Raw genomic sequence first — 12,777 nt, forward strand, 5'->3', positions numbered from 1 at the left:
ATCGCATGTCAGACATCACCCAAAAGAAGATGGAGCAAATCGCGCAGATGTGGAATGCGCGCGGCAAGGGTCTGATAACGCATATGGCGCTTGAGATCGAAGAGGTCTCGACCGAAGGTGTTCGGGTTCGGATGCCGTTCAATCCGGACTTTTGCGTCGATGCGGAACAATCGCTGCTCCACGGTGGTATCCTGACGGCACTTCTGGACAGTGTCTTTGGACTGGCGAACTTTGTTGCCATCGAAGGCGTCAGTACCATGGCCACTCTTGACCTCAGAGTTGATTACCTGCGCCCGGCCCGTTCGCGCGCGGATGTCATCGTTCAAGCGCATTGTTTTCGCAAGACCCGCCACATCGCCTTCAATTCCGGTAGCGTCTGGTTCGCGGGCCATGAGGATGCTGAAATAGCTAGGGGAACCGCCTCGTTTGCATTGACGCGCGGCGAAACCAGCCTGTTTGACGCAATGACAAAAGGAAAAACCTCGTGATGGACGTGCAAACTGTCAATGCCAATGTATCCCGGGTGCCGTTCTTCCGATTTCTCAACTTTGAGGTCAGAAGTCTAGACAGTCTCCATGCTGAGGCGGAAATGACCTTTGATGACCGCCATATCGGTAACCCGATCATGGAGTACTACCATGGCGGCATAATCGCGAGTTTTATGGAGGCCACTGCCGCCATCGCGGTACAGCCCGATTTCGCCGACGTTCCGGCCAAGCCGATCAACCTGACCGTCGATTACCTCAGACCCGGTGTGAAGGGACCGCTTTTTGCGCGCGCTAACGTCACGCGCAAAGGCAAGCGGATGGCAAGCGTCAGCGTGCTCAGCTGGCAGACGGATCGGGAAAAGGCGGTTGCCGAAGGGCTGTATCACTTCCTTCTGGTCTGACCGGGGCAACCGCTTTCAGGCCTACCTTGTCCTGTGGACGGGGTCGCTTCCCGGTTACAAATGCCTTCCAATAGCAGATTGATGAGCATGCTGGAGAATTCAGGCAGTGATAGATATCCTTCCACTCCTGCCTTGTTCGGGTCGAACCATTCCACCGTCCAGTTTAAGGCACCCAACATCACTTGGCGCAAGGGGACGATCTTGATATCCGACCGTATGGCACCGTCGTCCTGAGCTTCACGGAGTATCCGATCCCAGAGTTTTCCATACTCATGGCGAATACCCCTGTGCCTCTCCCTGAAATGATTGGGGAGCATTCCATAGCTTCTGATATTCGCCGAGGTGAATTCGCTTGCCTTGAAGAGGAAATCCAGGTGCGCCCAGATTGCAGTCGCTATCCTGGCGTGATGATCGTACGGGGCATCGAATTTCCGTACGGCGCCTTCGACACCTGCTAGCAAGTCCCTCAGTCCGGCGTTTAGAACTTCGTCAACGATCGCTTCCTTGGAGTTGAAATGGTAATAGACGCTTCCCGCTTTCATGTCCGCTTCTTCCGCGATCTTTCTCAGCGTGGTCGCCTTGTAGCCATTGTCCCTCAGAACGCGCGCTGCGGCCTTTAGAATTTCTGCACGGGTCTTAGCCGCCTTGCCGTCGGGATCCGGGGTTTTGGCGGGACTGGCGGGGCACAGCTTCAAGCCTCCGGTACCCGCCTTGCGATGTGGACACATTCCGTCAAGTATCAGCTTACTCATTCGTTCCGCGAGGATGCGCACCGGATACTTGTCGACATCGTACCATTCTACGGTCCAGTTCATGGCACTTAGGATGAACTGGCGGATCACAGCAGTGGATATGTCGCTTCGAAGGTGGCCGGCGCGTTTGGCGTCATTCAGGAATTTGCCCCAGGCCCCTGCATATGATGCACGCAATTCGCGATGCGGGGCGCGTGTTTCGTCCGACAACATCGGATAGTTCCGAATATTGGCTGACGTGAAGTCGCTGTCGGTCAATAGGTAGGTAAGGTGTGTTTCAATCAGCAGTCTGAAAGTCTTGCGAAAATCCTCCGAACTTGTCGGTGCCGACCGAACGATTTCACTGACCGCCTGATATAGTTGACGGACGCCAAGATCGAGAACATCGCTCAGAATCTGGTCCTTGGATTGAAAATGATAATAAATGCTGCCGGCCTCAATGCCAGCTTCCTGCGCGATGTCGCGCATAGTCGTTGCGTGATAGCCTTCATACCGAAAAAGTCGCGCAGCCGCCGAAAGGATACCCTCACGTGTCCTCTCAGACTTGCTCAAGTCTTCGCTCAGTGTCCTGGGTGGGTCAGTCTTGTGTACCATTCCATTTCGATACTTGCGGGACACGAGACTGTCCATTGCATTAAATCTAACAAATGTTAGAATAACGCAAGGAACGTTCCGAATCAAGTTCTTTGCCAAGATGATAGCGGAAGAGGAGGACCTCCATATGCGAGGGTTGAGTGGAAAACGCGTGATCGTGACCGGCGGCGGCAGCGGCATCGGGCGCGCGGTGTGCGAACGGTTCGGCGAAGAAGGTGCCGAGATTGCGATCTTTGACATGAGCGAAGACGGGGCGAAGGAAACGGTTCGCCTGATCACCGAGGCCGGCGGTAAGGCGCAGGCCTTCAAGGTGGACATCACCGACCGTGCCCAGGTCGACAAGGCTGTAGCCGAGTTCGAGGCCGGGGGTCCGGTCGATGTGCTGGTGAACAATGCCGGCTGGGACGTGATCAAACCGTTCCTCGACACCGATCCCGACCTTTGGAAAAAGGTCATCGACATAAATCTTTACGGTCCGCTGAATATGCATCACGCGGTGCTTCCGGGCATGGTCAAGAACGGCGGCGGCCGTGTGGTCAACATCGCGTCCGACGCCGGACGCGTCGGATCATCCGGCGAAGCCGTGTATTCGGCCTGCAAGGGTGGCATCATCTCGTTCACCAAAACCGTAGCGCGCGAACTGGCGCGTAAAGGTATTCAATTGAATGCGGTCGCCCCCGGCCCGACCGATACGCCGCTGTTCGCTCAGGTTGCCGAGGGCGAGGCCGGTCAAAAGATCGCCGAAGGTCTCAAGCGGGCGATTCCGATGAAGCGTCTTGCGCAGCCGACGGATTACCCTGGCATCATCTGCTTCCTGTCGTCGGACGACGCAGGGTTCATTACCGGCCAGGTGATTTCGGTTTCGGGCGGCCTGTCCATGCACGGTTAAAACGCTGGCAGCAGCGCCGGACTCAAGGCGCTGCTGCCATACCGTGCCAAGAGTTACCTCCCCGACTGGCCGCGCCTTATGTGCGGCCCTTTTTCATTCTAGAAAGGTTGCGAATGTTTCAGCCAGGCTCTGACATCCAGCGGACAAGCACGCTGACCTCATTTCTGAAGGGCTGCGGCATTGACAGTTACGAGGAACTCGTCCGCCGTTCGAATGAAGACCCAGACTGGTTCTGGGGCCAGATCATTGACCATGCCGGGATACGGTTCGCGCGGCCCTACAGCCGGTTGCGAGATATCTCCGAAGGGCCCGAATCGATCCGGTGGGCCGTCGGGAGTACTTTGAATCTGACGGAAACCTGTCTTGACGCCCGAATTGCCGATGGCTTGGGCGACAAGGTCGCAATCGACTGGGTCGGCGAAGACGGAAGCCGCCGCCGCTGGACCTATTCCGACCTTACCGCCGAAGCCTCCCGCGTCGCCTCGGCCCTTGCCACGCGCGGTGTAAGGCCCGGTCAGGCGGTGGGCATCTATATGCCGATGATCCCCGAAATCGAGGCCGCGCTTCTGGGTATTGCCCGGCTGGGCGCGGTTGCGGTGCCGCTGTTTTCCGGTTTTGCGCCCCATGCCATCGTATCGCGCCTGAACGACGCGGATGCCGTGGCGGTGTTGACGGCGGATGCCACACCCCGGCGAGGCAAGCCGGTCTGGATGGAAGCGACCCTTGCCCAGGCTTTGACCGACGTACCATCGGTTCATACCGTGATCAGCCTGCGACGGTTCGGCGATGCGGTGGCCGATCCGGCCCGCGATCTGGACTGGACCGAATCAGTGGGCCGCGCCAGTCCGGAGTTTGCCGCCGTTCCCGTCAGTGCCGATGACACCTTTCTCATCGCCTATACATCGGGCACCACCGGGCGGCCCAAGGGTGTCGTGCATACCCATTTGGGCGTGCAGGCCAAGGCCACGGCCGATTTCCTGCTTTGCCTCGACATGAAACGGGATGACCGGCACCTCTGGATGACCGACATGGGGTGGGTCATGGGACCGCTCACCCTTTTATCGGTGCTCTTGTCCGGTTCGACTCTGGTGCTGGCCGAGGGCGCACCATCAATGCCCGGCGATCCCTTCAGGCTGCTGCGTCTTGCGTCCGAGATGGAGGTCACGCATCTCGGCGTGGCCCCGACCCTGGTACGGCAGTTCATGACGCAGGATACTGAATCTTTGTCGGGCTACGACTTGTCGTCCCTGCGCATCGTCGCCTCGACCGGCGAGCCCTGGACCGAGGATGCCTGGCTCTGGCAGCTCGATCATATCTGTCGCCGCCGCGCCGTGCCGCTGAACATCTCGGGCGGGACCGAGCTTTTTGGCGCGATCCTGACCTCGACCGTGCTGCACGAGCTCAAGCCCGGCGGATTTTCGGCCCAGGCCCTGGGTGTCGGGGCCAAGGTTCTGCGCCAGGACGGCAGCGAAGCCGCACCGGGCGAGGTCGGCGAACTGGTCGTGACCCAGCCGCCTCTGGGTCTGACCCCGGCCATCAGGGGGGACCGCGATCGCTACCTTGACACCTACTGGTCCACCTTCCCCGGCCTCTGGCGGCACGGCGACTGGGTGCGCTGCGATCCGGACGGGACATGGTATATCCTGGGCCGGTCGGACGACACGCTGAACATCGCCGGCAAACGCATCGGCCCGCCCGAGATCGAGGCGGCCCTGACCGAAACCGGAGAGGTGGTGGACGCCGCGGCCATCGCGGCACCTGATGACATCAAGGGCGTGGCTGTCGTCTGCGTCTGCGTGGCGGCACCAAATGTGTCGCCGGACGCGGAGCTCGTGAACCGGCTCAAGGATCGTGTCGGGGAGATCGTCTCGAAACCCTTCCGCCCGCGCGAGATCCACTTTGTCGAAGCGCTGCCCAAGACCCGCAGCATGAAAACCATGCGCCGTGTCGTGCGCGCCGCCTTTCTCGGTGAAGATCCAGGCGATCTGTCGTCGATCAGCAACCCGGAAACCATTCAGCCCATCGCAGACCTGCAAAAGGAAAAGTCATGATCACTGTTTTCGGAGCCACGGGCACGACTGGTGCGCCCCTCGTCGACACGCTTCTGGCAAAAGGCGCGACCGTGCGCGCTGTCACCAGCGACCTCTCAAAGTTAGACGCGCTAAAGGCCAAAGGATGCGAGGCGGTCGTCGCGGATTTCACGGACCCTGCCGCGCTGGCGCGGGCCTGTGACGGGGCAGAAAAGATATACCTGGTCACGCCTGCCCATCTGAACATGCGCCAGTGGAAGGCGAACGTGATCGAGGCGGCCAAGGCCGCGGGCGTGCGCCATATCGTTGTGGCCACGGGGCTTGGCGCGTCGCCCAAGGCGGGGCTGACCTTTGGAAAGTGGCATTCCGAAACCCAGGAGCTGCTGAAGCAAAGCGGCCTTGACTGGACCTTTGTCCAGCCGACCTATTTCATGCAGAACCTGCTGTGGCAGGCCGGTAACATTGCAAAGGGCGCCGTGTACTATGACGATCTGGGCGGCCCCGTGGCCTGGATCGACGCCCGCGACATCGCGGATGTCGCCGCCGAGGCGCTGACCGCTCCGGGTTACGAAGGCAAGGCTCTTGGTCTGACCGGGCCCGAAGCTCTTACCGGAGAAGATATCGCCGCCCTCCTGTCCAGGGTGACCGGGCGCACTGTCACCTGCGCACCCCTGTCGGCCGAAAATGCCAAGGCGGGCATGGTGGCTGGCGGAATGCAGGACGAGGTCGCCAGAGCCATGGTCGAATTGGCTTCCATCGCGCCCAAGGGCTACCTTGCCGGCATCGAGACCACGGTCAGCGATGTGATGGGACGCCCGGCGCGCCGATTTGCCGATTTCGTCGCCGAGAACCGGGATGCTTTCGTCAAGTAACCTGATGGCGGCGCCGCTTTATCTCGAACTGGCGCCGCCTGAGGAAGCGGCCAAACAGATCGACCATTTGTTCGTGTTCCGCGATACCGGTGCGCTGAGCGGTGGTGGACGCGGGCGGTTCGCAACCGACCTCTTTACCCTTTCGGTAACGCGCGACGACAGCGGCGGCGGGCGCGTATCGCTGGCAGAACCGCGCCCCTATTTTTCGCCCCGCCCAAGGCCATTCCAGGGTGTCGTGGCCGGGCTGCGACTGTCGTCACGACCGCAGCGATTTCCCGACTCCAAAGGGCTGGACATGCTGGCCTCAGAACTGGCCCGGGTTCAGACCGGGGACGATGACCTGCCTGCGCTCATCGCGGTGCTTGACGGCCTTGCGAGAGACCTGCGCTTTGCCGCACCACCCGGAGCTTACAGCGACCGGACCAAACGTCGAAAGGTGCGGGCGGAAACCGGCGTGTCGCGGCGGCGGCTTGCGACCTTGCGACGCTTTCGCCGGGCTCTCGGGCAGCTTGCGTCAAAGACCCTGCCGCTGAGAGATCTGGCGCTGGACGCCGGATATTACGATCAATCTCACTTGTCCGCCGCTTGCCGGATCTTCGCCGGCAAACCGCCCGGCGCGTTGCGCGCTCTGTCTATTCCGCGTCGTTTTGACCTTTCGCTACAAGATACGCGCCTCAAAGACCGCCTAAGATTGGTCATTGACGAATGAAATCGAAGAGGAAGACCCGCCATGACACAATTCAAACCGAAAAACCCCGACTATGACGCACGCGTGCGCAACAGTTTCGATCGCCAGAAGGTGATGAACACGTTGGGGATCAGCATTGCCGAGTTGTTACCCGGCCGCATCGTTCTGGAAATGGCACATCAGGTTGCACTGACCCAGCAGCATGGGTTTTTGGCTGCCGGAATCGTGTCGACAGCGCTGGACAGCGCCTGCGGATACGCGGCCTTTTCGCTGATGCCAGCGGACGCGGCAGTGTTGACGGCCGAATTCAAGATCAACCTACTCAACCCGGCGGACGGCGAACGGTTTCGCTTCGTCGCTGACGTGGTGAAACCAGGCAGGACGCTGACCATATGCGAGGCGCGTGCCTATGCCGTGAAGGGCCAGGATGAAAAGCTCGTCGCAACGATGACCGGAACGCTCATGGCGCTGATCGGGCGGGCGGGGGTCGCGGACTGAGCGCAACCCGGCCGCAGCACATCCGATCCGGGCGGCCGGGCCGATTATTCAGACAGCTGGATCAGCTGTTCCAGCGGCTCGCGACCTCGGCCAACCGTTTCCCGTAGGCGCGCGCGGTATCCAGATCGCCGCCAGCAGGTTCAGACCTGTCAAGCGGTAATGTTAGCTTTTAGCAGTGCGGTCGCCGATTGTCCGTCGTCAGGGTTTTTCGGAGAGCTGAGACTGTATCGTAACGGAGGATCTGGTTCGGTTTCTGTTCAAGTTTATGCGGCAGCGGCCTGATGCTGCAACCGTAATTGGAACGGATGGACGCCCACGGTGCCGATGGGCTGCCGTCACGCCGGAGTTTCCAGTCAGGGCTGAGCTGGCGCACCATTCTGGCCAAGCGCGAGGACTTTCGTGCTGCCTTCGCCGGGTTCGACTTTCGGGGAGTTGCGAACTTTGACGACAACGACATTGAGCGCCTACTTGCCGATGAAGGAATTGTTCGCTATCGAGGCAAGATCGAAGCCGTGATCAACAACGCTCGCCGTACTTTCGAGGTCGTCCAAGAGGAAGGCTCCTTCGCCGCATTCATCGATCACGTCCCAATTGGTGGTGTAGCTCAAGGCTGGCCAGCTGGTTTTCGGCGCGCCGAGCTGGTCAGTCCGTCTGCGCGGCAGGCAGGCTGACGATGGGATCATCGCAGACGGGCCCAAGGTTTCCAGTGTCATGTAGCGAGAGCGCTGGACGGCCCATTCCTCAGTCTGCTCCATCAGGATCGCGCCGACGAGACGCCGGATCGAGGCTTCATTGGGAAAGATCCCGACGACATCGGTGCGCCGCTTGATCTCGCCGTTCAGACGTTCGATCGGATTGGTCGAGTGTAACTTCGCCCGGTGTTGCTGGGGGAAGGTCATGTAGGCCAGCACGTCCTCCTCGGCGCCATCCATGAGGGTCGCGAGCTTGGGCAGCTTGCCCCGCATCTGGTCGGCGACGTTTCGCCATTGGGTCTTGGCCGCCGCATGGTCCGGCTGGGCGAAGGCGGTGGCGATGAAGGCTGATATGACGCGACGGCTGCTCTTGCCGGCATGGGCGAGCGCATTTCGCTGGAAATGCACGCGGCAGCGCTGCCAGGTGGTGGACAGGACACGCGCCGTGGCAGCCTTGATCCCCTCGTGTGCGTCGCTGATCACCAGCTTCACCCCGTTCAGTCCGCGGCGCACTAGGTCGCGCAGGAAATCGGTCCAGAACGTCTCGGCCTCGGACGGCCCGATGGACATGCCCAGCACCTCGCGGCGCCCGTCCGTGTTGACGCCGACGGCAATGGTCACGGCGACGGAGACGATACGACCGCCCTGTCGGACCTTGAGATAGGTGGCGTCGATCCAGAGGTAGGGCCATTCGCCCTCGATCGGGCGGGTGAGAAAAGTATCGACGCGTTCGTCGATTTCCTCGCACAGGCGGCTGACCTGGCTCTTCGAGATGCCGGTCCCGCCCATCGCCTGGACCAGATCGTCCATGGATCGGGTCGAGACGCCGTGGACATAGGCCTCCTGAATGACCGCCGTCAGGGCCTTCTCGGTGGCCCGGCGCGGCTCGAGAAAGGACGGGAAATAGCTGCCGCTGCGCAGCTTTGGGATGCGCAACTCCACGTTCCCGGCCCGCGTCTGCCAGTCCCGATCTCGGTAACCGTTCCGCTGCACAAGCCGTGCCGGATTCTTCTCGCCATAGTCGGCGCCTGTCTTCGCGCCAACCTCGAGTTCCATCAGCCGCTCGGCGGCAAAACCGATCATATCTCGAAGAAGATCGGCGTCTGCGCTCTTCTCCACAAGCTCTCGCAGGTCCATCATGGGTTTGGTCATCGGGGTCTTCCTTCGGTTCAGGTTGGTTCAGCAACCCGACCCTACCGAAAATTTTCCGATGACCACCGCGCCCTTGAGTTACACCTCTCCAAGGGACGTGACCCATTCATCTGGCTATATGAACCTGCCAAGGACGACGCACTGCCACAAATGCGGTCCAAATCACCAGCGTCCGAGACCCTTTCCAAAGACCTACGAAAGCTTGGCTTCAAATTCGTGGGACCGACCACCGTATATGCATTCATGCAGGCCATGGGATTTATCAACGATCACGCAGAAGTCTGTTGGATGCGAAAGGACGTCGAAACAGCCCGAAACACCCTTCGCACACCGACATAGGCAACTGTCGGCCAATTAACGTGAAAAAAAATTCAGGGCCACTTAGCGTGGAAATGAACCGCACCGGGTTTGCCGGAGGCTGCAACTCCTGAGTAGGATGGAGCATCATGAGCAAGACGACGAACAAGTTTTCCCCCGAAGTGCGCGAGCGTGCCGTTCGCCTGGTTCTGGACAATCCCGGGCGGCATGAGAGCCGGTGGCAGGCGATCGTGTCGGTGGCCGCGAAGATCGGCTGTTCGGCGAACACGCTGAACGACTGGGTCAAGAAGGCAGAGGTCGACGGCGGCAAGCGGGCCGGCGTCACCACCGAGATGGCGGAGCGGTTGAAGGCGCTGGAGCGCGAGAACCGCGAACTGCGCCAGGCCAACGAGATCCTTCGCAAGGCATCGGCTTATTTTGCTCAGGCGGAGCTCGACCGCCGACCGAAGTCATGATCGCCTTCATTGAAGAGCACCGAACGGAGATTGGGGTCGAGCCGATTTGCAGGGAACTGCCAATTGCCCCGTCGACGTTCTACGATCACCTCGCCAAGCGGGCCGACCCTGAGCGGCTCTCGGACCGGGCCAAGCGGGATGCGGAGCTGTGCCTCGAGATCCAGCGCGTGTTCGAGGCGAACTGGCGGGTCTACGGGGTGCGCAAGGTCTGGCGGCAACTGGGCCGGAAGGGTGTCGACGTCGCCCGCTGCACGGTGGCCCGGCTGATGAAGGACATGGGATTGCAGGGTGCCATTCGCGGCAAGCCGCACAGAACGACGATCCCGGACAGGAAGGCGCCATGCCCGTTGGACAGGGTGAACCGTCAGTTCTGCGTGGCTGCGCCGGACAGGCTGTGGCTCTCGGATTTCACCTATGTCGCCACCTGGCAGGGGTTCGTCTACGTGGCCTTCGTAGTCGACGCCTTCGCCCGCCGCATCGTCGGCTGGCGAGTGAGCCGCACGGCCAACGCCGGCTTCGTTCTCGACGCCCTGGAACAGGCGGTTCATCAGCGCCGACCAGCGGACGGCCTGGTGCACCACTCGGATCGCGGGTCGCAATACCTGTCAATCAGATACACCGAGCGGCTGGCCGAGGCTGGCATCGAGCCCTCGGTCGGCAGCGTCGGTGACAGCTACGACAACGCGCTCGCCGAGACGATCAACGGCCTCTACAAGGCCGAGGTCATCCACCGCCGTGGCCCCTGGCGCAGCTACGACGCCGTGGAATACGCCACCCTCGAATGGGTCGACTGGTTCAACACCCGCCGCCTGCTGGAACCCATCGGAAACGTCCCGCCAGCAGAGGCCGAAGCCAACTTCTACGCAGCTCTGGAAACTGAATCCATGGCCGCGTAGCTTAAACCAAACGGCCTCCGGCAAATCCGGGGCGGTTCAAAAGTCACAGACAGGTTTCGCGTCAGTCGACCGAGACTTCAGAGCCTTGAGAGTAGCGTGGCCAATTGAGCGGCGTCTTTGGGTTTCAGCTTTGCGCCGATCCTTTCCGACAGAACCCGTTCATAGATCGGCCACATCGCCCTCCTGACAGATTTACCCTTTTCAGAGATAGAAATGTTTTGACCTCGCCCATCTTCCGAGCAGTCCCGTCGGTCCACCAGCCCTGCTTTCACCATGCGGTCCAGCAACCGCGATGTACCGTATTGGGGTAACAATATCCGGTCTTTGAGTTCGAATGGACGGAGTCCGTCCGGGCCTGCCTTCTCGAGTTCGAGAAGCGCGTCATACCATGCAAGTGGCGGGTATCCTGCCGATTTCAGAGACGATTCGACAGCCTCAAGCAAAACGCGGCTTTTAGTCATGAGGGCTGTCCAGGCGGCCTCAGTAGCATGGTCAATCTCGTTCATATCCAGCACCTATCATGTGCATGCAAGTGCATCAACCTTGACGCCGCATGTAACGCGCTATATATAGATGCAAATGCATCGACATATGGGATCATATCATGTCAAAATCGCACCTCACAGAATTTGGGATATTCCTGCTCCGTATAGACTCGGTATCATGTTCCTGGCGCACAGCCTGTTTCTCAAGCTCTTCATTTTCACACTTCCCGGAACGGCGCAGTTCTTCATTTCGATCGGGCTGCCCGGCTGGTTTGCTTATATGGTCTTTGCAGTCGAGGCGATTGCCGGTGCCTTTTTGGTCCTCGGCATACAGGCGCGGTGGGTCGCGTCGGCGACCGTGCCCATCCTGGCCGGAGCGACCTGGGCTCACTCCGGAAACGGCTGGATGTTCGGATACGAGAACGGCGGGTGGGAATACCCGGCCTATCTGACGCTGCTTGCCATCGTGCAAGGGCTTCTGGGCGACGGCCGTTTCGCCCTCAGCCCTTCCTTCGGGCCCGGTAACGTGCAGATGGAGGGAGAGACAACATGAGCCTTCACCTCATTAGCCATGCGCTCTGCCCATATGTGCAGCGCGCGGCGATCTCGCTCACTGAGAAAGGTGTCACGTTCGAGAGAACTGACATCGATCTTTCGAACAAGCCCGACTGGTTTCTTGCCATATCTCCGCTGGGCAAGACGCCTGTCCTGGTTGTGGACGGGACGCCGATTTTCGAATCTGCGGTTATCCTCGAATATCTTAAGGATACACAACCCCACGCGCTTCATCCGCACGACGCTCTTGATCGCGCCCGCCACCGTGCCTGGATTGAATTTGGATCTGCTGTCTTGAACGACATTGCGGGGTTCTACTCGGCGCCGAACGAGAAAGCGTTGGAAGAAAAAGTGGCGGCGCTCCGCGCAAAGTTCCTTCGGCTGGACGCGGAGCTTGGGGAGGGACCATGGTTCGATGGCCACCGGTTCAGCCTCGTCGATGTTGTATTCGGCCCGGTCTTCCGCTATTTCGACGTTTTTGACACCATCGGAGAGTTTGGCGTCTTCACAGGGCTTGCCCGTGTAAGGGCCTGGCGACATGAACTGGAGCGTCGGGTTTCTGTGAAGAATGCCGTCAGTGAAGATTAACCGACCCTTCTGCGTGACTTCATCAGACGGCGCAATTCTTACCTGTCCCAGATCATGCAGACAGGAGGGCCGAAGAAGACAGTTACACAGGTGCGATCGGCTGACCGCTGATCACTTGATATCGTTTTGTCGGGCCGCAGTACAGAACCGGACGTTTGAGGTCGCTTGGCGAATGTCCGCTTTGTCCCGCACATCGGATAGTCGCCGACTTTCCCTTGAAGGCCCGCAGCAGCCCCAACCGGCAATTGCCGGCAGTCCATGCCCGTCCGTGCGATGCGCAGGGTTACTGCTGCCCCCACAGCGAAACCGGGAACAAACCACCGATCGCATTGATGAATGGCTCAGGGATCTACGAATCCTCCTGAGCTCAATCCCCCGGAATACCCGCAGCCGTGTAGTCCGACAGAGGGCTGCGCTTCAATCG

The 12,777-nt window shown here is 60.2% G+C and carries 13 protein-coding genes, 2 pseudogenes and 1 other annotated feature; of the genes and pseudogenes, 12 read left to right on the forward strand and 3 right to left on the reverse strand.

Translation table 11 applies throughout. The annotated features are described in order from the left end of the window. Positions 1-5 precede the first annotated feature (5 nt). Positions 6-488: a PaaI family thioesterase gene (locus FCT00_RS19030; RefSeq protein ID WP_027264417.1), complete on the forward strand. Its 483-nt coding sequence runs from the start codon at positions 6-8 to the stop codon at positions 486-488. Then, positions 488-889, forward strand: a complete 402-nt coding sequence (locus FCT00_RS19035; RefSeq protein ID WP_028093915.1) for a PaaI family thioesterase — start codon at positions 488-490, stop codon at positions 887-889. The genes FCT00_RS19030 and FCT00_RS19035 overlap by 1 nt, the downstream gene beginning before the upstream one ends. Here the strand turns inward: FCT00_RS19035 and FCT00_RS19040 are convergent. Further along, positions 871-2,271 carry a TetR/AcrR family transcriptional regulator gene (locus tag FCT00_RS19040; protein WP_268920931.1) on the reverse strand — a complete coding sequence of 467 codons (1,401 nt, stop codon included), beginning with the start codon at positions 2,269-2,271 and terminating at the stop codon, positions 871-873. The two genes, FCT00_RS19035 and FCT00_RS19040, sit on opposite strands and share 19 nt — an antisense overlap. A gap of 64 nt (positions 2,272-2,335) precedes the next feature. Between FCT00_RS19040 and FCT00_RS19045 the strand changes: the two genes are divergently transcribed. The 6 genes and pseudogenes from FCT00_RS19045 to FCT00_RS19070 all read left to right on the forward strand — a co-directional run. Then, positions 2,336-3,124, forward strand: a complete 789-nt coding sequence (locus FCT00_RS19045; protein WP_235889206.1) for a glucose 1-dehydrogenase — start codon at positions 2,336-2,338, stop codon at positions 3,122-3,124. Positions 3,125-3,237: 113 nt separating this feature from the next. Then, positions 3,238-5,175, forward strand: coding sequence for an AMP-binding protein (locus FCT00_RS19050; protein WP_138424263.1), 1,938 nt, complete (start codon positions 3,238-3,240; stop codon positions 5,173-5,175). Further along, a complete protein-coding gene (locus FCT00_RS19055; protein ID WP_138424264.1) occupies positions 5,172-6,026 on the forward strand; it encodes an SDR family oxidoreductase in 855 nt (284 codons plus the stop codon). The genes FCT00_RS19050 and FCT00_RS19055 overlap by 4 nt, the downstream gene beginning before the upstream one ends. Before the next feature lie 4 nt (positions 6,027-6,030). Continuing rightward, complete coding sequence (locus FCT00_RS19060; RefSeq protein ID WP_235889208.1) at positions 6,031-6,735, forward strand: AraC family transcriptional regulator; 705 nt, start codon at positions 6,031-6,033, stop codon at positions 6,733-6,735. Between the two features lie 21 nt (positions 6,736-6,756). Beyond that, on the forward strand, positions 6,757-7,212 hold the full coding sequence (locus FCT00_RS19065) for a PaaI family thioesterase (protein WP_138424266.1): 456 nt from the start codon (positions 6,757-6,759) through the stop codon (positions 7,210-7,212). A gap of 305 nt (positions 7,213-7,517) precedes the next feature. Continuing rightward, a pseudogene (locus FCT00_RS19070) lies at positions 7,518-7,787 on the forward strand (DNA-3-methyladenine glycosylase I); the annotation flags it as partial. A 67-nt stretch (positions 7,788-7,854) separates the two neighbouring features. On the opposite strand, the pseudogene FCT00_RS19075 reads toward FCT00_RS19070, so the two are convergent. Then, positions 7,855-9,056: pseudogene (locus tag FCT00_RS19075) on the reverse strand (IS256 family transposase). A gap of 141 nt (positions 9,057-9,197) precedes the next feature. Between FCT00_RS19075 and FCT00_RS19080 the strand changes: the two are divergent. Continuing rightward, positions 9,198-9,395 (forward strand): DNA-3-methyladenine glycosylase I, encoded by a 198-nt coding sequence (locus tag FCT00_RS19080; protein ID WP_258095275.1) that lies wholly within the window; start codon positions 9,198-9,200, stop codon positions 9,393-9,395. Positions 9,396-9,502: 107 nt separating this feature from the next. Beyond that, positions 9,503-10,725, forward strand: a protein-coding gene (locus tag FCT00_RS19085; RefSeq protein WP_138424267.1) for an IS3 family transposase whose coding sequence is annotated in 2 segments (ribosomal slippage) — positions 9,503-9,791 and positions 9,791-10,725 — 1,224 coding nt in all. Because the reading frame shifts where the segments join, the coding sequence is not laid out codon by codon here. After that, positions 9,784-9,900, forward strand: a sequence feature (AL1L pseudoknot). Its footprint overlaps the gene before it by 117 nt. 77 nt (positions 10,726-10,802) lie before the next feature. On the opposite strand, the gene FCT00_RS19090 is transcribed toward FCT00_RS19085, so the two are convergent. After that, positions 10,803-11,231 carry a MarR family winged helix-turn-helix transcriptional regulator gene (locus FCT00_RS19090; protein ID WP_043753647.1) on the reverse strand — a complete coding sequence of 143 codons (429 nt, stop codon included), beginning with the start codon at positions 11,229-11,231 and terminating at the stop codon, positions 10,803-10,805. A 157-nt stretch (positions 11,232-11,388) separates the two neighbouring features. Here FCT00_RS19090 and FCT00_RS19095 point away from each other — a divergent pair, with 157 nt between their 5' ends. Next, the gene (locus FCT00_RS19095) at positions 11,389-11,763 is read left to right on the forward strand and encodes a DoxX family protein (protein WP_138424268.1); all 375 of its coding nucleotides are present in this window, start codon (positions 11,389-11,391) and stop codon (positions 11,761-11,763) included. Further along, positions 11,760-12,353: a glutathione S-transferase family protein gene (locus tag FCT00_RS19100; protein WP_212748027.1), complete on the forward strand. Its 594-nt coding sequence runs from the start codon at positions 11,760-11,762 to the stop codon at positions 12,351-12,353. The genes FCT00_RS19095 and FCT00_RS19100 overlap by 4 nt, the downstream gene beginning before the upstream one ends. Positions 12,354-12,777: the final 424 nt, after the last annotated feature.

Origin of the sequence: Maritimibacter alexandrii, from assembly GCF_005871115.1 — a bacterium.
Classification (GTDB): domain Bacteria; phylum Pseudomonadota; class Alphaproteobacteria; order Rhodobacterales; family Rhodobacteraceae; genus Maritimibacter; species Maritimibacter alkaliphilus.

What these genes read in the sequence shown, in the direction of transcription:
- FCT00_RS19030 (WP_027264417.1), top strand. Translation starts at nt 6, where the DNA reads ATGTCAGACATCACCCAAAAGAAGATGGAGCAAATCGCGCAGATGTGG.
- FCT00_RS19050 (WP_138424263.1), top strand. Translation starts at nt 3,238, where the DNA reads ATGTTTCAGCCAGGCTCTGACATCCAGCGGACAAGCACGCTGACCTCA.
- FCT00_RS19100 (WP_212748027.1), top strand. Translation starts at nt 11,760, where the DNA reads ATGAGCCTTCACCTCATTAGCCATGCGCTCTGCCCATATGTGCAGCGC.
- FCT00_RS19095 (WP_138424268.1), top strand. Translation starts at nt 11,389, where the DNA reads ATGTTCCTGGCGCACAGCCTGTTTCTCAAGCTCTTCATTTTCACACTT.
- FCT00_RS19060 (WP_235889208.1), top strand. Translation starts at nt 6,031, where the DNA reads ATGGCGGCGCCGCTTTATCTCGAACTGGCGCCGCCTGAGGAAGCGGCC.
- FCT00_RS19065 (WP_138424266.1), top strand. Translation starts at nt 6,757, where the DNA reads ATGACACAATTCAAACCGAAAAACCCCGACTATGACGCACGCGTGCGC.
- FCT00_RS19040 (WP_268920931.1), bottom strand. Translation starts at nt 2,271, where the DNA reads ATGGACAGTCTCGTGTCCCGCAAGTATCGAAATGGAATGGTACACAAG.
- FCT00_RS19055 (WP_138424264.1), top strand. Translation starts at nt 5,172, where the DNA reads ATGATCACTGTTTTCGGAGCCACGGGCACGACTGGTGCGCCCCTCGTC.
- FCT00_RS19090 (WP_043753647.1), bottom strand. Translation starts at nt 11,231, where the DNA reads ATGAACGAGATTGACCATGCTACTGAGGCCGCCTGGACAGCCCTCATG.
- FCT00_RS19045 (WP_235889206.1), top strand. Translation starts at nt 2,336, where the DNA reads ATGATAGCGGAAGAGGAGGACCTCCATATGCGAGGGTTGAGTGGAAAA.
- FCT00_RS19035 (WP_028093915.1), top strand. Translation starts at nt 488, where the DNA reads ATGGACGTGCAAACTGTCAATGCCAATGTATCCCGGGTGCCGTTCTTC.